Annotated in this window: 22 protein-coding genes and 2 pseudogenes; 14 read left to right on the forward strand and 10 right to left on the reverse strand. The window is 60.2% G+C overall.

Annotated features, from left to right (window positions below; all coding sequences use genetic code 11):
* Positions 1-2: 2 nt before the first annotated feature.
* The 4 genes from PseAD21_RS01825 to PseAD21_RS01840 all read right to left on the reverse strand — a co-directional run bounded on the left by PseAD21_RS01825 (position 3) and on the right by PseAD21_RS01840 (position 4,132).
* Positions 3-1,193: a hypothetical protein gene (locus PseAD21_RS01825; protein WP_102354244.1), complete on the reverse strand. Its 1,191-nt coding sequence runs from the start codon at positions 1,191-1,193 to the stop codon at positions 3-5.
* Between the two features lie 86 nt (positions 1,194-1,279).
* Positions 1,280-1,999: a hypothetical protein gene (locus PseAD21_RS01830; RefSeq protein WP_102354245.1), complete on the reverse strand. Its 720-nt coding sequence runs from the start codon at positions 1,997-1,999 to the stop codon at positions 1,280-1,282.
* An 82-nt stretch (positions 2,000-2,081) separates the two neighbouring features.
* On the reverse strand, positions 2,082-3,227 hold the full coding sequence (locus PseAD21_RS01835; protein ID WP_102354246.1) for a hypothetical protein: 1,146 nt from the start codon (positions 3,225-3,227) through the stop codon (positions 2,082-2,084).
* 89 nt (positions 3,228-3,316) lie between these two features.
* Positions 3,317-4,132, reverse strand: coding sequence for a sulfite exporter TauE/SafE family protein (locus PseAD21_RS01840; RefSeq protein ID WP_102354247.1), 816 nt, complete (start codon positions 4,130-4,132; stop codon positions 3,317-3,319).
* Positions 4,133-4,244: 112 nt separating this feature from the next.
* On the opposite strand from PseAD21_RS01840, the gene PseAD21_RS01845 reads away from it, so the two are divergent.
* From PseAD21_RS01845 to PseAD21_RS29710, 3 genes and pseudogenes are all read left to right on the forward strand, one after another.
* Positions 4,245-5,012 (forward strand): helix-turn-helix domain-containing protein, encoded by a 768-nt coding sequence (locus tag PseAD21_RS01845; protein WP_102354248.1) that lies wholly within the window; start codon positions 4,245-4,247, stop codon positions 5,010-5,012.
* Between the two features lie 93 nt (positions 5,013-5,105).
* Entirely contained in the window at positions 5,106-5,405 is a 300-nt protein-coding gene (locus PseAD21_RS01850) for a hypothetical protein (protein WP_102354249.1), read from the forward strand.
* Positions 5,395-5,514 (forward strand): annotated as a pseudogene (locus tag PseAD21_RS29710) (transcriptional regulator); the annotation flags it as partial. The gene PseAD21_RS01850 and the pseudogene PseAD21_RS29710, both read left to right, overlap by 11 nt.
* Positions 5,515-5,525: 11 nt before the next feature.
* Here the strand turns inward: PseAD21_RS29710 and PseAD21_RS01860 are convergent.
* Positions 5,526-6,581, reverse strand: a complete 1,056-nt coding sequence (locus PseAD21_RS01860) for an MBL fold metallo-hydrolase (RefSeq protein WP_102354250.1) — start codon at positions 6,579-6,581, stop codon at positions 5,526-5,528.
* A 216-nt stretch (positions 6,582-6,797) separates the two neighbouring features.
* On the opposite strand from PseAD21_RS01860, the gene PseAD21_RS01865 reads away from it, so the two are divergent.
* The 3 genes from PseAD21_RS01865 to PseAD21_RS01880 all read left to right on the forward strand — a co-directional run bounded on the left by PseAD21_RS01865 (position 6,798) and on the right by PseAD21_RS01880 (position 9,495).
* On the forward strand, positions 6,798-7,406 hold the full coding sequence (locus PseAD21_RS01865; protein WP_102354251.1) for a TetR/AcrR family transcriptional regulator: 609 nt from the start codon (positions 6,798-6,800) through the stop codon (positions 7,404-7,406).
* Between the two features lie 134 nt (positions 7,407-7,540).
* On the forward strand, positions 7,541-8,635 hold the full coding sequence (locus tag PseAD21_RS01870; RefSeq protein ID WP_371859046.1) for a diguanylate cyclase: 1,095 nt from the start codon (positions 7,541-7,543) through the stop codon (positions 8,633-8,635).
* 326 nt (positions 8,636-8,961) lie between these two features.
* Positions 8,962-9,495, forward strand: coding sequence for a DUF1003 domain-containing protein (locus PseAD21_RS01880; protein ID WP_025112881.1), 534 nt, complete (start codon positions 8,962-8,964; stop codon positions 9,493-9,495).
* Here the strand turns inward: PseAD21_RS01880 and PseAD21_RS01885 are convergent, their stop codons facing one another.
* Positions 9,496-10,437: a LysR family transcriptional regulator gene (locus tag PseAD21_RS01885; protein ID WP_102354311.1), complete on the reverse strand. Its 942-nt coding sequence runs from the start codon at positions 10,435-10,437 to the stop codon at positions 9,496-9,498.
* Positions 10,438-10,577: 140 nt separating this feature from the next.
* Here PseAD21_RS01885 and PseAD21_RS01890 point away from each other — a divergent pair, with 140 nt between their 5' ends.
* Positions 10,578-11,279 (forward strand): CTP synthase, encoded by a 702-nt coding sequence (locus tag PseAD21_RS01890; protein WP_102354253.1) that lies wholly within the window; start codon positions 10,578-10,580, stop codon positions 11,277-11,279.
* Entirely contained in the window at positions 11,276-11,590 is a 315-nt protein-coding gene (locus PseAD21_RS01895; RefSeq protein WP_102354254.1) for an antibiotic biosynthesis monooxygenase, read from the forward strand. Before PseAD21_RS01890 ends, PseAD21_RS01895 begins: the two co-directional genes overlap by 4 nt.
* A gap of 180 nt (positions 11,591-11,770) precedes the next feature.
* Here PseAD21_RS01895 and PseAD21_RS01900 read toward each other — a convergent pair whose 3' ends face one another.
* Positions 11,771-12,097, reverse strand: a complete 327-nt coding sequence (locus PseAD21_RS01900; RefSeq protein ID WP_102354255.1) for a DUF2025 family protein — start codon at positions 12,095-12,097, stop codon at positions 11,771-11,773.
* Positions 12,098-12,319: 222 nt separating this feature from the next.
* Here PseAD21_RS01900 and PseAD21_RS01905 point away from each other — a divergent pair, with 222 nt between their 5' ends.
* From PseAD21_RS01905 to PseAD21_RS01915, 3 genes and pseudogenes are all read left to right on the forward strand, one after another.
* The gene (locus tag PseAD21_RS01905) at positions 12,320-13,447 is read left to right on the forward strand and encodes a glycerophosphodiester phosphodiesterase (RefSeq protein WP_102354256.1); all 1,128 of its coding nucleotides are present in this window, start codon (positions 12,320-12,322) and stop codon (positions 13,445-13,447) included.
* 151 nt (positions 13,448-13,598) lie between these two features.
* The gene (locus tag PseAD21_RS01910; protein ID WP_007963131.1) at positions 13,599-13,904 is read left to right on the forward strand and encodes a PepSY domain-containing protein; all 306 of its coding nucleotides are present in this window, start codon (positions 13,599-13,601) and stop codon (positions 13,902-13,904) included.
* A gap of 160 nt (positions 13,905-14,064) precedes the next feature.
* A pseudogene (locus PseAD21_RS01915) lies at positions 14,065-14,226 on the forward strand (sensor histidine kinase); the annotation flags it as partial.
* A 135-nt stretch (positions 14,227-14,361) separates the two neighbouring features.
* On the opposite strand, the gene PseAD21_RS01920 reads toward PseAD21_RS01915, so the two are convergent.
* Together PseAD21_RS01920 and PseAD21_RS01925 are read right to left on the reverse strand one after the other, a co-directional pair.
* On the reverse strand, positions 14,362-14,811 hold the full coding sequence (locus PseAD21_RS01920; RefSeq protein ID WP_102354257.1) for a hypothetical protein: 450 nt from the start codon (positions 14,809-14,811) through the stop codon (positions 14,362-14,364).
* Between the two features lie 109 nt (positions 14,812-14,920).
* Positions 14,921-16,543: a methyl-accepting chemotaxis protein gene (locus tag PseAD21_RS01925; protein WP_102354258.1), complete on the reverse strand. Its 1,623-nt coding sequence runs from the start codon at positions 16,541-16,543 to the stop codon at positions 14,921-14,923.
* Positions 16,544-16,819: 276 nt separating this feature from the next.
* Here PseAD21_RS01925 and PseAD21_RS01930 point away from each other — a divergent pair, with 276 nt between their 5' ends.
* Together PseAD21_RS01930 and PseAD21_RS01940 are read left to right on the forward strand one after the other, a co-directional pair.
* Positions 16,820-17,842 (forward strand): transporter, encoded by a 1,023-nt coding sequence (locus tag PseAD21_RS01930; RefSeq protein ID WP_102354259.1) that lies wholly within the window; start codon positions 16,820-16,822, stop codon positions 17,840-17,842.
* A 252-nt stretch (positions 17,843-18,094) separates the two neighbouring features.
* Positions 18,095-19,708, forward strand: coding sequence for an inorganic phosphate transporter (locus PseAD21_RS01940; protein ID WP_102354260.1), 1,614 nt, complete (start codon positions 18,095-18,097; stop codon positions 19,706-19,708).
* Between the two features lie 123 nt (positions 19,709-19,831).
* Here PseAD21_RS01940 and PseAD21_RS01945 read toward each other — a convergent pair whose 3' ends face one another.
* The gene (locus tag PseAD21_RS01945; protein ID WP_102354312.1) at positions 19,832-20,728 is read right to left on the reverse strand and encodes a LysR family transcriptional regulator; all 897 of its coding nucleotides are present in this window, start codon (positions 20,726-20,728) and stop codon (positions 19,832-19,834) included.
* A 120-nt stretch (positions 20,729-20,848) separates the two neighbouring features.
* On the opposite strand from PseAD21_RS01945, the gene PseAD21_RS01950 reads away from it, so the two are divergent.
* Positions 20,849-21,604 carry an SDR family NAD(P)-dependent oxidoreductase gene (locus PseAD21_RS01950; RefSeq protein ID WP_102354261.1) on the forward strand — a complete coding sequence of 252 codons (756 nt, stop codon included), beginning with the start codon at positions 20,849-20,851 and terminating at the stop codon, positions 21,602-21,604.
* The last annotated feature ends 45 nt before the right edge of the window (positions 21,605-21,649 follow it).

Raw genomic sequence — 21,649 nt, forward strand, 5'->3', positions numbered from 1 at the left:
GGCTAGCCCTGGGGCAATTGCAGTACGACCGCGCCCGGGTGTTGTTTTACGACGGAGTACGGCAGGATCGACCAGTCTGGCCTGTCGCAAGAGCGTTGTACGCGAGCGAAGTAGGCGCCCAGGTACAGGCCCTTATCAGTGAAGTACCACGGTGAAGTTCCCCAGATGCTTTCATCCGTGAAATCACAGTCGTCATCTTGCGCCGGTTTCTTCATTTCCGTGGGGTACAGGGCGGTGAATTGCTTGATGACCCAAGGCACCAACTCTTTGCTGACATACCGATAACGCGCATCACTTTCGGCCTCGCTCAGCGGTTTGTCGCCCAGGCTGTCGCGCTCGGCATGTAGCAGTGGTTTTCCCTCACCGACCCACAGCACATCTTCAAGGGACAGCGGATGGCCGGTTTTTACATCAATGTTGAGCGGGGAGTCGCCGAAATCCGGATGCGCGCCGCCGCAGTAGTAACTGGTGGATATGTTCAGGCTGACCACGGCTGGCGAGATCATTTTCGGTTCTGCCTGCTGCATGAACTCGACGTTCTCCCCACCCTGTAATTGGCAGCCGTGATAGCTGATGACTTCATTCCAGAGACGCCCGAGCAACTGCTGGTTAACCCGTTGCTGATCATCTTTCGACAATCCGGACTCCACGCTGAACAGCGAAATCTTTGTCTCAGGCTCCGTCCACCATTGCAGGTCATAGCCCATGAAGTTTTCTTTCTTCGCCGGTTTGAGCTTCAGCCCCTGCAGGCGCAAATACTCGTAAGGCTCGCCGTATGGCAGTGCGGCAATGAAAGGTAAAGTTGCTGAGGTGGGCGCGGGAAGTCTGGCCTCGGTGAGTTTCACCGGCAGCTTTTTGCCCTGCGGACTTTGCCATTCGCCCTGCCAGCCGCTGCCGGTTTCTTCCAGCTTCAAGGTTGGCAGCGGCTTGTCGTCACCGTAGCGGTTATTGCCTTCGACGAGGTTCAACGTGCTGTCTTGTAGCGAGCCGCTGAGGGCTAGGTCACGGTGATATTTCTCGTAGAAATAGCGGCCGGTGACTTCGTCCTGCTGTGTGGTGTTGAGTTCAACAACAATCGCCGTCTTGCCCAATGTGCCGGTAAATACGCGCCGGCCATCTTCGGCATGGGCGGTGGAAATCAGTGTGAACAGCGCCGCGGCATATGGCGCCAGGCGCATCAGTCCCTTGAGCATGAATCAATCCTTGAAGGAGTCGGTGGTCGCGTCGGCACACAGGCGCCAGCGCTGAAAAATACGCTGCGGATTATGGCGGGGGCAGCTTAACTATTCGAGTTTTCTTGCTCGTACTTTTCAAGCCAGGCTTTGCGCTCGAGGGCCGCAATTTCCCGAACCATTTGTTGGCGACGCTCCTTGGCAGCATGAAGCTGGACGTCATCAAGAAAGCAGTAATGACGCAGCCAGTGAAGCGCCATTTCCTCATTCGGAAAATAGTAAGACTTGGCGCCCTTGCTGTTCCTCGGCGTGTCATTCATTTGCTCGTCAAATACCATCGCTGTGATTTCATCCGGTGGCAAAGATCCCGTATGAGCGACCTTGTCTTGGAAAATCCATGCAATCTCATCAATGTGTTTTTGCGCGCTGCGATGACTACGCCGATAGAACCGTTGATGCTCACAAGTCTGTTTCAGCCGCGCCAACATCAACTCCGGGTTAAGCCACTGCCCGAGGTCATGATGATGGGCATTGATCACTATCCCCTTGACCCAACGATCCACAAATCGATCAACAAAGTCTTCTGTGTCAGCCTTTTTCGCATCAGCGAAAATCAGGCAATAGCGGGTCTGGACGTGAATGACCAGCAACACATGCTTGCGTTGTACCGTTATCGCGTGCACCAGCCACTGCTCATCAGCGCCGTTCGACTCATCATCTTCAATGATTGAGGACGGCGGATTAGTGTCCACCGGCGTGATCTTTTTGCCCTTGTGGACACGGCTGAAGAACTTGCTGGCGGCTTCGGTGCAGTTAAAGATCAGCATGTAGGCCCCATGTGATTTCTACAGAAAAGAAACATATTCTTGCGAACACGCTGACTGATTCCAACCCCCTTCGACGCGCGAATCAAGGCAATTGCAATGGAACGCCGCCGGGATGCTGTTTGATCAGGTCATAAGGCAGCACGCCCCACTCGACGTATCCGCACACGGCGGCGACATGTGGATACGACGGCGTGAAGGTGATGCCGTTTTCGCTGAAGTACCAGGATGGGAATGCCCAGGGTTCTTGCTCGTCGTACCCGCATTCGTTTTCGCCTTCCGCGACGACGGTCATTTCCCTGGAATAAAGCTTTAAGAGCTGCGCGACGAGCCAGGGTGCGAATTCTTTGGAGCGGTAGTTGTAATAGTCAGCGGAGGACACAGTAGAGGCGCCTTCCAATCCCTCCAGATAATGAAAGGGCCTGCCCTGCCCCACCCACAGAACATCCTCAAGGGTCAGCAACTTCCCTGTTTGCGTATCAAAGTTGAGCGATTCATTGTTTTGATCCGGATAGGCACCGCCACAATAATATTCGGTAGCAATGCGCGCACTCATCACCGAAGACGACAACCATAGCGGCTGACTGGATTGCGAGTAACTCCCCGCACAGCTGAAGTGTGCGTCCACCTCGCCCCACAAGCGTGCCATCAAATATTGATTGATGCGCTCCCGCGCTTGCGGCGAATAACCCGATACCACTTCAAACAGCGAAGCCCCCGACTTCGCCTCGCTCCACCATTGCACCGTGTAGCCCATTAATGTTTCGGTTTTGCCTTTTACAAGTTGCAGACCCTGCAACCGTAGGTACTCGTACGGGTTCTTGTCATGCAGTTCGGTGAAATACGGCAAGGCACCGGCGGGAACATCGGGGAGCTTGGCGGGCTGCAATTCGACCTTCAGGATCTTCCCGTCCGGGCTGCTCCATTCGCCGCTCCAGCCGTCGAGTTTTGGCTGCAAGCGCAGAGTCGGGCGCGAATGGCCATCCATCGCCGCGCCTTCGGCCATCACCAGCGCATCGTCTTCTTTGCTGATGTCCAGCGCCAAGTCTTTTCGGTATTTTTTGTAGAAGTAACGACCCTCGCTGTAGCGAGTGTCGATTTCCACAACGATCGCGGCTTTGCCCAGGGTGCCGGTATACACATGCTTGTTGTCGTCGGCCCATATCCGGGTTGAGAGCACTAAACCGATGAGCATCAACATGCCGGAGATTCGCAACAGTCCGCGATACATCTTTCATCCTTGAGTGACTGGGCTTTTGCCCACGAGAAAACGTTGCGGATTATGTCGAGGTTACGCGGGGGAATCGAGCGCTGTCGCCTTCAACTCAAACACATGCTGATCATCACCATCAGCAACAGCCCGATGTACACACGCGCATGCACCCGATCCGGTATCCGCCCAATCCATGGCGCGGCCAATCGAATCCCGATGAGCGAGCCAACCGTCAGCACCGCAAACGCCAGCAAATCCACATACCCGACAAACCACGCGCCCAACTCTGCCTGACTGAACCCGGCAAGCGCCATGTACGTCAGCGTCCCCGCAACTGCCACCGGCACGCTTAGCGGATTGGCCATGGACGTCGCTTGCGACATGCTCAGACCGCAACGGCGCAACAACGGCACGGTCATGACGCTGCCTCCTACACCAAGAAACGTCGCGATGGCGCCGATGCCTACACCACCTGCGGAAGTTTCCGTAGCGCCAAGTCGGCGTGGAATGACGTCTAGGTTCTGAGTGAGAAATCCTCGTCTGAGCAGGCAGTCGACGATGGTCACGCCGAGGTAGCCGATGAATGCGTAGCGAATCACTTCGCCGCTGACCCACACAGCCGCCATTGCCCCCACGATTGCACCCAACCCGATGAACCCTCCCAACGGCCACAGGTAATGACGAATGAGATTGCCGGCGCGGCGGTGTTTGTCGGTGGCGATCAGGGCGTTGACGATCATCACGCAGGTCGAGGTGGCGACGGCGATGTGCATTGCCGACTGGCTGATCGGGTCGTCGGCGCCGTGGCTCGCGGTGAGCATGCGATACAGCAGCGGTACCACGACGAAGCCGCCGCCGAAGCCGAAGAGCACGGCAGTGATGCCGGTCAGGCAGCCGAAGAGGGTCAGCAGGAGGTAGAACATGGCGCGTCTTCCGGTGGTGGAGAGTGGTCGACGATAGAACGACGCGGCTTGGCCTGCTTCAGCAAATCAGCCAATAATGTTTGCGTTTACGCCAACCACCGGGAAACGCTTGATGCGCAATGTTTCGATCAATCTGCTGGATGACACGCCGCGCCCGGTGGTGGCGATCGGTACGGATTATTCCCACGGCCACCTGTTGCCGTTTCATACGCACCGGCGGGCACAACTGTTGTACGGCGCGACCGGGGTGATGCAGGTCCGCACCCTTGACGGCAACTGGGTGGTGCCGCCGCAGCGGGCGGTGTGGATTCCGCCGGGGGTGGCGCATGAGGTGTTGATGCTGGGGGTGAGCACGCGCAGCTTGTACATCGAGCCGGGGGTGGTCGACTTGGGGCAGCGTTGCCAAGTGATCAGCGTTTCGCCGTTGATGCGGCACTTGTTGATGGAAGCGGTGGAAGTGCCGTTGGTGTATGAACTCGACGGTCGCGACGGCGCTCTGGTTGACCTATTGCTGCATGAACTGGCGCGCAGTGCGCCCCTGCCCTTGCACATTCCGCTGCCAACTGACGGAAAGCTCCTGGCTTTGTGTCAGAACTTTCTGCATCAACCGAACGCCCATCAATCGCCGCAATACTGGGCCGAGCAGTTGCACATAAGCTTGCGCACCTTCAACAGACTGTTTCGGCAGCAGACCGGGTTGAGCTTCAGTCAATGGCGACAGCAGGCGTGCGTCGTGCTGGCACTGGCACGTCTGGGGGCCGGGGACGCAGTGACGCGGATCGCCCTGGACTTCGGTTATGAGAGCCCGGCGGCGTTCTCGACGATGTTCCGGCGCATTCTCGGGCAGGCACCGTCCGTCTGGTTGGAGGCGGCGAACTAGGGCAAATCAAAAAATGCGTTTGATCCCGGCCGAAAACAACTGTACAAAAACACAGTGCATTTTCAATCAGCACTCTTGAGCCCGGAGCACACCATGGCCTCTCTTGCGATGAACCACATCCTAGAACGCATTGCCCTTTTCCAGTTCACCCCGACGCATTGCGTCCAGGCCCGAGCGATGCTGGGCTGGAGCGTGGAGCAGCTGTCGCGCGAGGCGGAGGTTGCCGTGCAAGACATTCAGCGGTTTGAAGCGCAACAGGACGTTTCGGATGCGGCGCGGTTGGCGCTGGCTTATCGGTTTGAGGCGCAGGGGCTGGTGTTCTTTCCCGGGTTTGCGCCGGGGCGATCGGTGAGTGCCATGAACTCAGCGTCGGAGTCACTGGGGCATCAGTGAAGCCAAGATGATGGAGTGCCTCTCCCATCTTGGACGAGACGTGCAGATCGTTGTGAAAGCGGCCCCCCGATCACGGAAGGAGGGCCGAATTGAAGTGGTGTTCGCTTAACCTGAAATTCGTTAAGCGTTCTGCACCACCCCTTCACTCTCCCCTTCGACCGCCAACCACCACGCTTCACCACGTTGCGGCTGCATCAGGTTGAACGCCTCCCCCATCTGCGGCGTAGTAATCGAAACACTGCGCTCCCACGCCAGCGCCAGAATCCGGTCAAACGGTTCATGCCAGGCGTGCATCGCCAGGTCGAACGTGCCGTTGTGGATCGGGAATAGCCAGCGGCCCTTGAGGTCGATGTGGGCTTGCAGGGTTTCTTCCGGTTGCATGTGTACGTGTGGCCACTCGACGTTGTAGGCGCCGGTTTCCATCAGGGTCAGGTCGAACGGACCGTACTGTTCGCCGATGCGTTTGAAACCGTCGAAGTAGCCGCTGTCACCGCTGAAGAAGATCCGTGTGTCGCCGTCGATCATCACCCACGAGGCCCACAGGGTGCTGTTGCCGTCGAACAGGCCACGGCCGGAGAAGTGCTGCGACGGGGTGGCGACGAAGCGGATGCCGGCGATTTCGGTGCCCTGCCACCAGTCGTACTGGCGGACTTTGCTGGCATCGATGCCCCATTTGATCAAGGTGTCGCCGACGCCCAGTGGGGTCAGGAAGTAGTTGGTCTTGGCCGCCAGTTTCAGCACCGCCTCGTAATCGAGGTGGTCGTAGTGGTTATGCGACAGGATCACCGCTTCAATCGGCGGCAACTGGTCGATGCTGATCGGTGGCTGGTGGAAGCGCTTCGGGCCGGCCCACTGCACCGGCGAGGCGCGCTCGGCGAAGACCGGATCGGTGATCCAGAATTTGTCGCGCAGCTTCAGCAACAGAGTCGAGTGCCCGAGGCGATAGACGCTGTGGTTGGGCGCAGCCAGAAGGTCCTCACGCGTCAACGGTTGCACCGGGATAGCGGCGGCCGGTCGGGTATTGCGCGGTTTGTGGAAGATCATGTTCCACATGATCCGCAGCATTTTGCGAAAGCCTTCGCGCTGCGCCGGCGCATGGTTACGGAATAGCCCTTGATCCTGGCGAGAGGCTTCAGGCGTGGAAGTTTGATCCGCAGAGAACACTGGATTGGCCATGACTGAATGACTCCAGAAAAACCGCGCAATTCACGGTTTTTCACGGTGGGACGATAAATGGCCAAGGCACGCACGCATCAGCCGAACTTTCTGGTTTTCAGGTTGCGCGGATTAACGCAACATTACACTGGGCGGTGTAGTTTCTAGGTTGCATGAAACGCGATGACAAGTAAACTGCCAAGTGTAATTTCACCTTTTTCCTGCCGAAGCGTACTTATGACAGCTCCAAAGCGCCTTACCGACCGCAAACGCGAAGCCATCATTCAGGCGGCGATTGCCGAATTCCGGGCCAACGGTTTCGAGATCACCAGCATGGACAAGATCGCGGCCACCGCCGGGGTGTCAAAGCGCACGGTGTACAACCATTTCCCCAGCAAGGAAGAACTGTTCGCCGAAATTCTCAACCAACTCTGGGCACGCATCACCGCCGAGCAGGCCGTGGCTTATCGCGCGGATCAGCCGCTGCGCGAGCAACTGCAGCAAATGTTGTTGGCTAAACTGCAGATGATGGCCGATGACAATTTTCTCGGTCTGGCCCGGGTAGCGATTGCCGCCACGATCCATTCCCCGGAGCGCGCGCAAGACATGGTGGCGCGCATGGGCGAGCGGGAAGAAGGTCTGACAGTGTGGATTCGCGCCGCACTGGCCGATGGTCGGCTGAAAGCCGTGGATGCGGAATTCGCCGCGCAGCAGGTGCAGGGCCTGTTGAAGTCGTTCGGTTTCTGGCCGCAGATTTCCATGGGCCAGCCGCCACTGGATGCGGCAACCCAGAAAGCTGTGGCCGAGTCGGCACTGGAGATGTTTCTGGCGCGATACCAGCTCTAAACCGTCTCTCTCCTGCGCCCGCCACGATTAAATGGCTCGAAAGGACACTGATGATTGCTGCTGGAATAAATGACAATGTCCGCAATTGACCGACGGACGGTCGACCTGAAAAAAATACTGCAAAGTATTTCAGGATGAATCTGGCGCAGGACATCATGGAAAACCAACGCGGCAAAGGCTTGTCATTCGCCAGACGTATCTACCTGCCAAGGGTCATTGGTCTGGGCGTCGGCTTTTTCAGCGTCGCGGCAGCACTGTATCCGTTGAATATGCCGTCCTGGCTCTGGGCGTTGCTGGTGTTCAACGGTTTTGTCTGGCCACATCTGGCTTATCAGGTGTCAACGCACTCGACCTTTCCCTACCACGCCGAACGTCGCAACCTGTTGTACGACTCGTTGTGCGGTGGCTTCTGGACCGCGTGTTTTCAGTTCAACCCGCTGACCACCGTGACCATCCTGTCGATGATGACCATGAACAACGTCGCCGCCGGTGGACGACGGCTGTTCCTGTTCGGCGCCCTCGCCCAACTCGCCGGCGTGCTGCTGGGCTGGTCGGTGTTCGGCTTCACATTCAGCCTGACCATGACGCAGATCCAGGTCTGGGCCTGCCTGCCGATGCTCACCCTGTATCCACTGGCGCTGGGCCTGGTCTCTTATCAACTGGCGATCAAACTCGCCCAGCACAAACGGACGCTGCGAGACCTGAGCCGCACCGACAGCCTCACCGGCCTGCTCAACCATGGAGCGTGGAAAGATCTACTGCACAGCAAGTTCGAGCTCTGTCGGCAGAACCACACCCTGGACATTCTGGCGCTGATCGACATCGATCACTTCAAGTCCATCAACGACAACTACGGACACATCATTGGCGACGCGGTGCTACGACATCTGGCCCGCTCGCTCAAGCAACTGGCCGAAGGTGAACCGGCAGGCCGCTATGGGGGTGACGAGTTCTGCGTGATCCTGCCCGATCAGCCATTGCACAAGGCCGAAGCACGGATGGAGCACCTGCGTCAGGCGTTGCAGCAGTACCACCATCCCGATGTGCCGGAGCTGCGGGTCAGCCTGAGTATTGGCCTGGCGCGCTTTCAGCCGTCATACAGCGATGCGATCGCCTGGCTGGATGACGCCGACAAGGCGCTCTATACCGCCAAACACACGGGGCGCAACACGATCAGCGTAGCGCTGGGTCGTCCGAGTTCAAACGACGCCAGCCAATTCAGTCTTTGAAAAACCTGTAACCATGTTGGCGCGTGAAGGGACCGACCGCTCCGTGGCCGTGATCGAGTTCGATCTTGATCGCGGGCCCACAGCGTGATTCTGCAGATCCGCGATGGCGCCAGTGAAGCGGTGCAGGCAGTGAGCAGGTTTGCCAATGAGCGGGCGCCTGGGTAATGGATATGCCGGGCCGTTAAACCGCGTCGCGGCCTTCGCGAGCAAGCCCGCTCCCACAGGAAAATGCATTCCAAGGTGGGAGCGAGCCTGCTCGCGAAAGGGCCATGAGCCGCAATGCAGGACTATAGTGACCTTCAGTCCCAAGTCCCGCCGAGTCCATCATGACCACAGAAAAACCCGAAACACCCGCCACAGCCCCCGTCGATCACTTGCGCTTCCATCGTCCCCACGCTCACCTCAACACCACGTTCGGCGATGACAAGTTCGCCCTGCGCGCCGAGGCATTCGCGCGCTTCTTCGGCACGCCAACGTTTCTTGGCGCGCAAACCCTGATTGTGCTGTTGTGGGTTTTACTCAACGTGACGGGCATCACCACTTTCGACGTATACCCGTTCATTCTGCTGAACCTCGCTTTCAGCCTGCAATCGGCCTACGCCGCGCCACTGATCCTGCTGGCACAAACCCGCCAGGCCGCGCGGGACAAGGCGCAAGCCGATGCCGACGCACAACACCGTGAAGCGCTGGCGACGGCCAACAGCGAGCGTCAGGCGCAAGCGGCGAAGAACACCACGCAATTGCTGGAACTGCTGGAGCAGAACACCCGCCTCACCGAAATGACCAAGAGCCTGACCGAACGCATCGAGGGTTTGACGCGCGAATTGCACGAGCACATGTGCCAGACCCGACAGCCCTGATCACGGCAAACGCAGCGCCCGCCCCAGTTCGTCGAACAACGTGACCACCGAGCGCAACGCCCGGCAGTCCGGGCGGGTCAGCAGCCACAGCGCGGTGTCGTAGCCGTGCAGCGGTTCGCTGAGGGCCTGCAAACCTTCGCTGATCAGAAAGTCCGGCAACGCCGCCACGCCGAGTCCTCCGCGCACCAGCTCAGTCACCGAAAGCATGCTGTTGCAGCGATAACTCGGGGTCACGCCGGGCAACTGCTGACGGCGCCAGGCGACGGTCGGGTGATCCGGCAGAAACTCATCCGGGGCGATCCAGGTCAGTGCCGCCAGATCCGATGCATCAACGTTTTGCAGATAACGCGCACTGGCACAGACCCGGTAGGAAATCTTCGCCAGTTGCCGTCCGACCAGATGCTCGGGCGGCGTGCGCGTCAGGCGCAGGGCGATGTCGGCATCGCGCCGGCTGAGGTTGGCGAAATCGTTGGAGGTGCTGAGTTCAATGGTCAGCGCCGGGTAATTCGGCATGAACTGCGCCAGCGCCGGTAACAGCAGGCCTTGCAGCACCGAATCGGTACAGGTCAGGCGCACCGTGCCGCTGACCACTTCCCCACCCTGCTCGACGCCGATGCGCGCCGCTTCCAGTGCCTGTTCGGCACGCTCAGCCTGCTCGGCCAGGGTCTGCGCGAGTGTGGTCGGCAGGTAACCGGCGCGGCTCTTTTCGAACAATTGCTGACCCAGCGCTGACTCCAGCCGCCGCACCGCGCGAAACACCGTCGACACGTCTACCCTGAGCAACTGCGAAGCCCGAGCCAGAGAGCCTCCGCGCACCAGAGCGAGAATCAGCGCCAGATCCGGGTAGTCGAGTCGATAGTGCGTCGCTGCATTGATCACTTGGGGAAACGCCAATATTGAGTGCGTGAACGCCAATCTATAGTGAGCCCCGGTGATCGACAACTGCACACATTCACTGTGGCGAGGGGATTCATCGCCGATGGACTGCGCAGCAGGCCTTGTTTGAGGGCCGCTTCGCGCCCCGTCGGGGATAAATCCCCTCACCACAGAGCTTCATCACTCACTGAAATCAAGGAAATCCCATGGACGCCATTTCCATCGCCCTGATCGGCGATTACGACCCGCAAGTCACCGCACACCAGGCGATCCCCGTTGCCCTTGGCATGATCGCCGAGCAGTCCGGCCACAATGTGCAATTCGAATGGCTGCCCACCGAGCAGATCCACGCCGACACTGCGCTGGATCACTTTGAAGGTTTCTGGTGCGTCCCGGCCAGCCCCTACAAAAGCGAAGCAGGCGCCTTGCGGGCGATTCGTTTTGCCCGCGAACAACAGCGCCCTTTCCTCGGCACCTGCGGTGGTTTTCAGCATGCGGTGCTGGAGTTTTCGCGCAATGTGCTGGGCTGGGTCGATGCCGAACATGGCGAGACGTCACCCGATTCGCAGCGAGCAGTGCTCACTCCGCTGACCTGTTCCCTGGTGGAAGCGGTGGACAGCATTCATCTGGTCGCCGGTTCGCTAATCGCCAAGGCGTACGAAACGTCGGAGATTCATGAAGGCTATCGCTGCCGCTTCGGTGTGAATCCGCAGTTCGAACGAGAGTTGCTGACCCATCGGCTACACGCTGTCGGCCACGATTCGGCGGGCGACTTGCGCGCAATCGAATTGACCGACCATGTGTTTTTTGTCGCGACACTGTTTCAGCCGGAACGTGCGGCGCTCAAGGGTCAGGTGCCGCCGCTGGTGCGGGCGTTCGTCGAAGCGTGTGCGGAGCAACGTCAATGAAGCCGAGTGAGCCGTGCTTCGCGGTGATTTTCACCTCGACCCGCACCGAGGGTGACAACGGCTACGCAGCAGCAGCCGAGCGGATGATGGAACTGGTGGTGCAGCAGCCGGGGTACCTCGGCGTGGATTCGCTCCGGGGCGAGGACGGAGTCGGGATCACCATTTCCTACTGGGAGAGCGAGGCGGCGATTCTGGCCTGGCGCGAGCATCCCGAGCACCGGGTGATTCAGGCGCGAGGACGGGCGCAGTGGTATTCGAAGTTTCAGACGCGGGTGTGTCGGGTGGAGCGGGAGTATCGGTTTGGGCAGTGATGACTGCGGCGTACCGACTGGCCTCTTCGCGAGCAAGCCCGCTCCCACAGGTACGGCGTTTGGGCAGTGCGTTGGGTGTTGCGGCCTCATCACTGGCAAGCCAGTGTGATTTTCTGCACAACGCATACCCTGTGGGAGCGGGCTTACTCGCGAAGAGGTCTTCACAGTCAGCGCATAATCTCAGCCTTTCACCAGACTGCGCACCGCCACAATCTCCGGCACCTCAACCTTGCTCATATAAACCCGCAACGGCTCGCTGATGTTGATCCGGTCATCGATGTTCTGATCCAGCAGCAACTGAATCAGCTCGCGCTTCAAGCTCATGGTCGTATCAGAGACCGCCGCCCAGACAAACTCGCTGGTGGGAATGATGCCGTCATCGGCCACGTCCATACCGAACGAATCTTCGCTGAAACGCACGATGTACTGGCCGGTCTTGCGATTGAGGCCGACAAAGCCCTTGAGGTCGTCGGCGGCCTGGCAGATGAGTTGGGAAGTGATGCGCATGGTAAACCTCACAAAAAATCATCGATGGTTTACACGCAGGGCAAAACAATCGGCGCGCCCTCTGCCGGGGCGTCTGCCTCGGGCAAGCGTACTGCAAACAGCGCCACAAAAGTGCAGGAAAAATCGCTTTAAATACGTTTATGTCGGTCTGGCGATAGCAAGCAATCGATTCAGTTGTTAAAAGGTACGTCTTTGAAAAAGCCCTGCGAAAGGAACTCGAACATGCCCGCCACTTTCACCAAAAGCGCCCTCATGCTGAGCCTGATGCTCGGTCTCGGCCAGGCCCACGCCGCTGCCCAGACCAACATCGATGCACTGGCCGCCGCCCATGGCATCCCGCATCCGGCGGTGATCGCCCACCGTGGCGCGTCCTTTGATGCACCGGAATCCACCGCCGCCTCCTACCGGCTGGCCCGCGACCTCGGCGCTGATTACCTGGAAATGGACTTGCAGCGCAGCAAGGATGGCGTGCTGTTCGCCCTGCACGACAACAACCTGCAACGCACCACCGACGTTGCGACTAAATTCCCGGAGCGCAAGGACAGCCCGGCCACTGCCTTCACCATGGCCGAACTGAAAACCCTCGACGCCGGCAGCTGGTACAACAAGGCTTACCCGGATCGCGCGCGCCCGACCTACGCCGGGCTGAAAATTCTGACCCTGGACGAAATCATCGACATCGCCCAGGCCAACCCGAAACACAAGCCGGGCCTGTACATCGAAACCAAGGAGCCGCAGCTGTTCCCCGGGATCGAGCATGACCTGAAAGAGAAACTGCAGGATCGCGGCTGGCTGAGCCCGGCCGGTTCGAAACTGGCCAAAAGCGAGCTGGGCGTCGGTCAGGGCAAAGGCAAGGTGATCCTGCAGACCTTCGAGAAGAACAGCCTCGTACTGCTGCAAAAGGAAATGCCACAGGTGCCGAAGATCCTGCTGCTGTGGGTCGGCGAAGGCAGCATCGAGCCGAAATCGGCAGTGACCTTTGCCGAGTCCGGCGAAAAAGACAAGAACGTGTTCTACGGCAAGCAGGAGCCGAAGTCCGAAGCCGAGTTCAAACAGTGGGTTGATTTCGCCAAGGCTCAGGGCGCCATCGGCACCGGCCCTTCGGCCAGGCTGACCAAGGGCGGCGACCAGAGCTATTCGGACCTGGTGCAACCGTGGATGAACCAGTACACCCACGATCAGGGCATGCTGGTGCACGTGTATACCGTCGATGAGCCGGTGGACTTCGAGAAAGTCATGGCGGCGGGGGTCGATGGCATCTTCACCAACCGCGCCAGCGAACTGTTGAAGTTCTACAAGCGCCCGGCCAGTGCCAGTGTTGATCAGGTGTTGAAGAACAACGGGTTCTGATCGGTAAACCGGGTGGTCCGCATCGCGAGCAGGCTCACTCCTACAAGAGTGCTGCACGCGATGGGGGGTTTTAAGGGTGAATTAAGTTGTGGTGGTTAACCTGAGCCCACTTCAACAGAACACGCACTTAAGCAAACCAAGGATCGAACTCATGAAAACTTTGACTGCCCTGTTTACCGCCGCTGCCCTGACGCTGACCGCTGGCCTGGCCCAGGCTGACGTCCGCGTCGACCAGATCCCGCAACTGGTGAAGGAAGGCAAGATCAAGTCGCTGGAGTCGATGAACGCCGAGGCGCTGAAACTGCACCCGGGTGCGACCATCACCGACACCGACCTGGACAACCACTTCAACGGTTACGAGTACGAAGTCGAGCTGAAAACCGCCGATGGCAAAGAGTTCGACGTGGACTTCGATGCCACCACCGGCAAGGTGCTGAGCAACAAGCAAGACACCTGATACAACGCCAAAAAAGCCGCACGATCGAACGATCGTGCGGCTTTTTTGCGTCTGGCCTCAGGCTAATCGCTTCAGCCACGTAATCAATGCGCGCCAAGCCCCCGGCAGCCCGCTAGCATGGCCGCAGATCGATCAACGACAGCAGACGAGAGCGATGGGCATGGGGCAGACAGCGGCAGCAGACATCGCGACAATCGGTCGGATCAGCGCGGTTCCGGCGATCCTTCAAGTGATCCGCGAACTGACCGGCCTGCGTTTTGCCGCCGTGGCGCGGGTCACCGAGGATTCGTGGACCACCTGCGCGGTGCTCGATCAGTTGGAGTCCACCACCTGAGACACACCACAGATCCCTGTAGGAGTGAGCCTGCTCGCGATAGCAATGTGTCAGTCACCATGAATATGGCAGACATACCGCTATCGCGAGCAGGCTCACTCCTACAGGGGAATTACGTGATGTTTAGGCCGAGGTGCTGACCAGCGAACCCGAGCTGCTCGAACCCGACTGCTGCAACGCCTGCAACAACGCCGCCGTGGCCGTCTGCAACGAAGCCGACGTACTGGAGATTTGCGACTCGGCGGACGCCACGTCGGCAGCCTTGGCATCGGCGTCTTCCTGCTTGGCCTGCGCCGCTTGCAAAGCCTGTTGCTGTTCCTGCAATTGCTTTTGCAGCTCGGCGATCTGCTTGCGCAGTTCTTTCACCGAATCCGATTCACCGCTGCTGTCGGAACTGCTGTCGCCCGCTGGAGCAGCGCCACCGCCGGCAGCGACTTTGCTGGTGTCGGCGCTGACGCCAGTGCTGGCCGTGGCGGTGGTACTGGAGGAGTCCTCGGTACCGTCGCTGATCTTGGTTTTGCTGGTGGCGGTGGTGACGGTCTGATTGATCGAAACAGAAGTGATGCTGACCATGGGCTGGCTCCAATGCCGGTTATAGATAACCGGCCATCGGCGGCGCTCGCCCTGATTTGAGATCGACTGTGTACCGACTCGGTAACCGAATCGGTACACCCAGGCTCGATCAGGCGCTCAGGCGCGCGGTGACTTCATTGAGTTGCCCGGACAGGCCATGCAGGTTCTGGCTGGCGCTTTCAGTGCGCTGCACGCTGTTGAGGTTGGTGCTGGCAATCGAGGTGATCTCGGTCAGGTTGCGCGAGATGTCTTCGGCCACCGAGGTCTGCTCTTCGGCGGCGGTGGCGATCTGGCGGTTCATGTCGCGAATCGCTTCCACCGCGTGGGTGATGCGCTCGAGCATGGCGCCGGCCTGGGTCACTTGCTCGACGCTTTGGTCGCTGCGCGCCTGACCGCTTTCGATCGCGTGCGCCGCGTCCACCGCACCGGTCTGCACGTTCTGAATGATCTGGTTGATCTCGATGATCGACTCCGCCGTACGCTGCGCGAGGTTACGCACCTCATCGGCGACCACGGCAAAACCGCGCCCGGCTTCACCGGCGCGCGCCGCTTCGATCGCCGCGTTGAGCGCCAGCAGGTTGGTCTGCTCGGCGATGCCGCGAATCACTTCCAGCACCTTGCCGATCCGCCCGCTGTCGGCTTCCAGGCGACGGATCACCTCGGCGGTGTTGGCGATTTCGCCACGCATCTGGGTGATGGTCTGGATCGTGCCCTGCATGACCTTTTCACCCTGCTGGGCGGACTGGTCGGCATCGTCGGCCGCCCGCGCCGCGTCCGCCGCGTGACGGGCAACTTCCTGGGCGGTGGCGGACATTTCGTTCATCGCCGTCGCTACTTGATCGGTGCGGTTGAACTGCTCGTTGGTACCACCGGCCATGGTCGTGGCGATGGCGTTCAGCTCGCCGCTGGCGCTGTCCAGATCACTGGCGCTGCGCTGCAGGTGGGTGAACGTCTCGGCGAGGAAATCACGCAGGGTATTGGCGGCTGCCGCAAGGTTGCCCAACTCGTCCTGACGCTCGTTGGCGACACGTTCGACGAGACGTCCGCGACTCAGTAGGGTGACGTAATCGATCAGCTTGCGAATCGGTTCGATCAGGTTGCGGTTGACCAGCCACAGGCTCAACAGACCGATCAGCAGACCCGAGCCGAGCATCACCAGAATCCCCAGCATCACGATGCTGTCAGCACTGGCGCTGATCTGCGCCGACTGCTCGGTGCCCTGCTTGCGCAGCTCGGCTACCAGTTCGCTCATCTGATCGCTGGCGGCGCGGTCCACGCCTTTGACGGCGGAGTCGCCGGCCACTGGGTCGCCACCGGCGGCCACGTAGGCATCGCGACCTTTCTGGTACGCAGCGCCGAGCAGACGGTGCTCTTCACGCAGGCGTTCGATACGGCTTTTCAGCGCCGGCTCGATGCCTTTCTGGCCGGCCAGTTCACCGAGGGTGTTCTGTACATCGCGCTGGCGATCTTCGAACTGGCTCCAGAATTTGGCCAGGTCTGCCGGCTGCTTGCCGCGCAGCAGGACGTTTTTCCACTCCTGCACCTGCACCTTGAATTGCAGGTTGGCCTCGTCGATCAGTTGCGAGGTGTGCAAGGGACCGGCGATCAACTGGCTGTAGTTCTGCACGCCGTTGGACAGGTAATGAAAGCAGGCCAGCGCGATCAACAGCATCGCCAGCAGGCTGCCGCTCAGCAGGGCGAGAATTTGCGCTCTCAGGGATTTTTGCAGCATCGCAAGATACTCAGGACAGGGATGAGGCACGCCCTATAAGGCGTGGGATTTTGCCGGACATCCGTGTCGGCGAGCCTTGGCTCATGGCCAAGCGCGCGCAACGTAACCTAAGCGTGATCGGCGTACCAGAGCGCTTCTTGAAGAAAATCCGACCGCCGGTAAGACATTGATCTGGCGTCACTTTGTCGTCACACAAGTGTCACATGTGATTGCGATGATGCGGCTCAGTGAACCTGCCATTCCGCGACCGGCGTCCCCTCCTCGCAGCGAGCCTCCATGAACCACAGCCTCGATATCAGTCATCGCGATCCTGATTTGTTCGGTTTGCTTTACGGCTTCCGGTTCCGCCCGGGTGAACGCGGTCGCGAAGTTGACTCGGCGACCGCCCTGCGTTGCCTGCAAGACGACAGCGACAGTGATGAATTCCTCTGGCTGCACCTGAACCTGGCCCACGCCGCGTGCGAGCGCTGGATGAAAAGCCATCTGCAATTGCCCGAAGAATTTTTTGAAGCGCTGCACGAAGGCTCGCGTTCGACGCGTATCGAACACGTCGACTCTGCGTTGCTGGCGGTGGTCAACGACGTGGTGTTCAACCTCAGCAGCATGGTCTCCTCGGACGTCTCGACGCTGTGGGTGTGCGTGCGCAGCAAACTGATCGTCAGCGCACGCCTGCAACCGCTGCACTCGGTGGACAAGCTGCGCTCATCGGTGAAGGCCGGCGAATGCTTTCGCTCACCGTCGGAACTGCTCGTGCACCTGCTGCGCGATCAGGGTGAGGTGCTGACGCAGATCGTGCGCAAGACCAGCATGAGCGTCGACCAGGTCGAGGACCAATTGCTCTCCTCGCGCCTGTCGACCAACCGCGCCGAACTCGGTGCCAACCGCCGGGTGCTGGTGCGCCTGCAGCGCCTGCTGGCGCTGGAGCCGGGTTCGCTGCTGCGCCTGCTCAACCGTCCGCCGCCGTGGCTGCAGAAGGAGGACGTCAAGGAGTTGCGCAAATCCACCGAGGAGTTCGCGCTGATCATCAACGACCTCACCGCCCTCGGTGAGCGGATCAAGTTGCTCCAGGAGGAGATCGCCGCCAACCTCAACGAACAGAGCAACCGCACGCTGTTCACCCTGACGGTGGTGACGGTGCTGGCGCTGCCGATCAACATCATTGCCGGTTTTTTCGGCATGAACGTCGGCGGCGTGCCGTTATCCACCGATCCGGAGGGGTTCTGGATTCTGGTGGCACTGGTGGCGACGTTCACCGTGATTGCCGGGCGCTGGGCGTTTCGCAAGCGCGGGGATTATTGAGCCCCAAAATACTGTGCCCCACCACAGTTCCCCCTGTAGGAGTGAGCCTGCTCGCGATAGCGGTGTGTCAGACACAGCTGTTTTGCATGTGCCAACGTCATCGCGAGCAGGCTCACTCCTACAGGGGTTGATCATTGCCCTTCAGATTAATGGTCAGGCTAATCCCGCAAACACTGACCTGCCGCAGTCTCTCTGTAATATTTAGCAACGATCATGACCGACACTCCTTCCCTCGCTCAGGATTGTCCGCTCATGGCTACTCCCTCCCTGACCGCCCGCCAGGCGTCCGCCCCCAGTGGCAGGCCAGCCCTCGACAAGAAAACCGGCCCGTTCACCTACGTGATCTTTTTCGCGGTGCTCGCGATGGGCATGCTGTTCACCGCCTACAGCCTGATGCACGACATGCACGAACTCGGCACGGTGGTGACCACCTGGACGCCGTTCCTGCTGCTCGGCGTGGCGCTGCTGATTGCGCTGGGCTTTGAGTTCGTCAACGGTTTCCACGACACCGCCAACGCGGTCGCGACGGTGATCTACACCCACTCGCTGCCGCCGAATGTCGCGGTGGTCTGGTCGGGGTTCTTCAACTTCCTCGGAGTGCTGCTGTCCAGTGGCGCGGTGGCGTTCGGCATCATCGCGCTGCTGCCGGTGGAACTGATTCTGCAGGTCGGTTCGTCCGCCGGTTTCGCGATGATCTTCGCCCTGCTGATCGCGGCGATCCTGTGGAACCTTGGCACCTGGTGGCTGGGCCTGCCGGCCTCGTCGTCGCACACCCTGATCGGCTCGATCATCGGCGTCGGCGTGGCCAATGCCTTGATGCACGGGCGCGACGGCACCAGCGGTGTGGACTGGGCGCAGGCGACCAAGATTGGTTACGCGTTGCTGCTGTCGCCGCTGGTGGGTTTCGGCTTCGCGGCGCTGTTGCTGCTGGCCCTGCGTGCGTTCGTGAAGAATCGCTCGCTGTACAAGGCACCGGAAGGCAACACCCCGCCACCGTGGTGGATCCGTGGTTTGCTGATCGCCACCTGCACCGGTGTGTCCTTCGCCCACGGCTCCAACGACGGGCAGAAAGGCATGGGCCTGATCATGCTGATTCTGGTCGGCACCCTGCCGATGGCGTACGCGTTGAACCGCACTATGCCGGCCGACCAGGCATTGCAGTTTGCCGCCGTGGCCGAAGTCACTCAGCAAGCGCTGGTAAAAAGTGCGCCGCTGCCGGCCCCGGCCGATCCGCGTCCGGTGCTCTCCGATTACGTGCGCAGCAAGCAAGCCACCCCGCAACTGATCCCCGCCCTCGCCGCCCTCACCGGGCACATTGGCGAGGAAGTCAAAGGCTACGGCTCGCTGTCGAAAGTCCCAGCCGAGGCCATGGGCAACGTGCGTAACGACATGTACCTGGCCAGCGAAAGCATTCGCCTGATGGACAAGAACAAGGTCGGCAACTTCGACGCCGACACCACTGACAAACTGCAACTGTTCAAGCAACAGATCGACAACGCCACGCGGTTCATTCCGTTGTGGGTGAAGATCGCCGTGGCCATCGCTCTGGGACTGGGGACCATGGTCGGCTGGAAACGGATTGTGGTGACGGTCGGCGAGAAGATCGGCAAGACCCACCTGACCTACGCCCAGGGCGCCTCGGCGGAAACCGTGGCGATGCTGACCATCGGCGCGGCGGACATGTTCGGCTTGCCTGTGTCGACCACCCACGTGCTGTCATCGGGTGTGGCCGGGACCATGGTCGCCAATGGCGGCGGCTTGCAGATGAAGACCATCCGCAATCTGCTGATGGCGTGGGTGCTGACGCTGCCGGCGGCGATTCTGCTGTCGGGCAGCCTCTATTGGCTGTTCACCCAGATCTTCTGAACAACACGGGTTCCCTTGTAGGAGTGAGCCTGCTCGCGATAGCGGTACATCAGTCAAATCTGCATCGACTGACAGGACGCCATCGCGAGCAGGCTCACTCCTACAGTTGATCGGTGGCGTGAGTCAGAGCGTTGAGCGAATCACCTCGCCCAACCAATCCATGAACACTCGCACCCGCAGCGGCAAGTGCCGTTGTCGCGCATACAGGATTGAAATCCCCATCGCCGGTGCCGTGAACTGCGGCAGGACGGTCAGCAGTTCACCGGTGTCCAGGTGCGGCTGCATGCCGGTGCGCGGCACCTGAATCAGGCCGAAGCCGCCAAGGCAGGCCGACTCGTAAGCATCGGTGCTGTTGACCGTTACGCTGCCAGCCATCGGCAGGCGCCGCACCTGTCCGTCCTGTTCATACACAAACCCTTCCGAGCGCGCGCCCAGCACGCCGACATAATGCACCAGCCGGTGCTGCGCCAGATCCTCCAGCGTCTGCGGCATGCCATAGCGTTCAAGATACGCGGGGCTTGCGCAGTTGATCATCGGGAAGTCGCCCAGATGCCGCGCCACCACCGACTGATCCGGCTGCGCGCCAATGCGCACCACGCAGTCAAAACCTTCGCTGAGCAGATCGACGCGGCGGTCGGTGCTGCTGATTTCCAGTTCCAGATTCGGGTGCCGCGCCATGAACTCTGGCAGCAGCGGCATGATCAAGCGCCGCGAGAGAATGTTCGGCATGTCGACACGAATCCGCCCGGTCAGCGACGCCGGATCCTGCCGGAACAAACCCTCGATCTCATCCATGTGCGACAGCAGATCCTTGCTGCGTTCATACAACACCAGGCCGTCCTGGGTCGCCTGCACCTTGCGCGTGGTGCGTTGCAGCAGGCGCGTGCCGAGCAGGGTTTCCAGCGCCTGCACATGTTCGGACACCGTCGAGCGCGGCAGACCCAGGCTCTCGCCGGCCAGGGTGAAACTCGACAGTTCGCTGACCCGGACGAAGGTGCGCAGCAGTTCCAGTTTGTTCATGAGAACACCCATTGATTGTTCGGCTGAACCGATCAGTGATTCCGGTTTCAGTCTGTTTATCACCCTGTGGCGGATAAATAAACTTTGCTCATCACCACTCATCGCAATCGAGGATTTCACATGAGCCGCAAAATCGCATTGATCACCGGCGCCAGCCGTGGCCTGGGCAAGAACGCCGCCCTGCACCTCGCCGCCGAAGGCGTGGACATCATCGGCACCTACAACAGCCGCGCCGATGAAGCCCAGGCGCTGGTGGCTGAACTGGAACAACGCGGCGCCAAAGCCGTGATGCTGCAACTGGACGTGAGCCGCAGCGACAGCTTCGCCGATTTCGCCACGCGGGTTGAACAAGCGCTGCAGCAACTGGAGCGTCCGCGCTTCGACTTTCTGATCAACAACGCCGGGATTGGTGTGCACGCGGCGTTCGCCGAAACCACCCCGGAACAGTTCGACCTGCTGATGAACATCCAGCTCAAAGGACCGTTCTTCCTGACCCAGCAACTGCTGCCACTGATCAGCGATGGTGGACGCATCATCAATATCTCCAGCGGCCTGACCCGCTTCAGCCTGCCGGGTTATGCCGCCTACGCGGCGATGAAAGGGGCGATGGAAGTGCTGACCCGCTATCAGGCCAAGGAGCTGGGCGCGCGGCAGATCGGCGTGAACATCCTGGCGCCGGGCGCCATCGAAACCGATTTTGGCGGCGGCGCGGTGCGCGACAACGCGGCGTTGAACGCGATGGTCGCCAGCAACACCGCACTGGGCCGTGCCGGGCAACCGGATGACATTGGTGGCGCGCTGTCGATGTTGCTGTCACCGGGAGCGCAGTGGATCAACGGGCAGCGGGTCGAGGCGTCGGGCGGGATGTTCCTCTAAACCCAAAAAGATCGCAGCGTGCCGCAGCGCCGACAGGGAAAATGC

It is taken from the genome of Pseudomonas sp. AD21 (genome assembly GCF_002878485.1).
In the GTDB taxonomy this organism is placed as follows: domain Bacteria; phylum Pseudomonadota; class Gammaproteobacteria; order Pseudomonadales; family Pseudomonadaceae; genus Aquipseudomonas.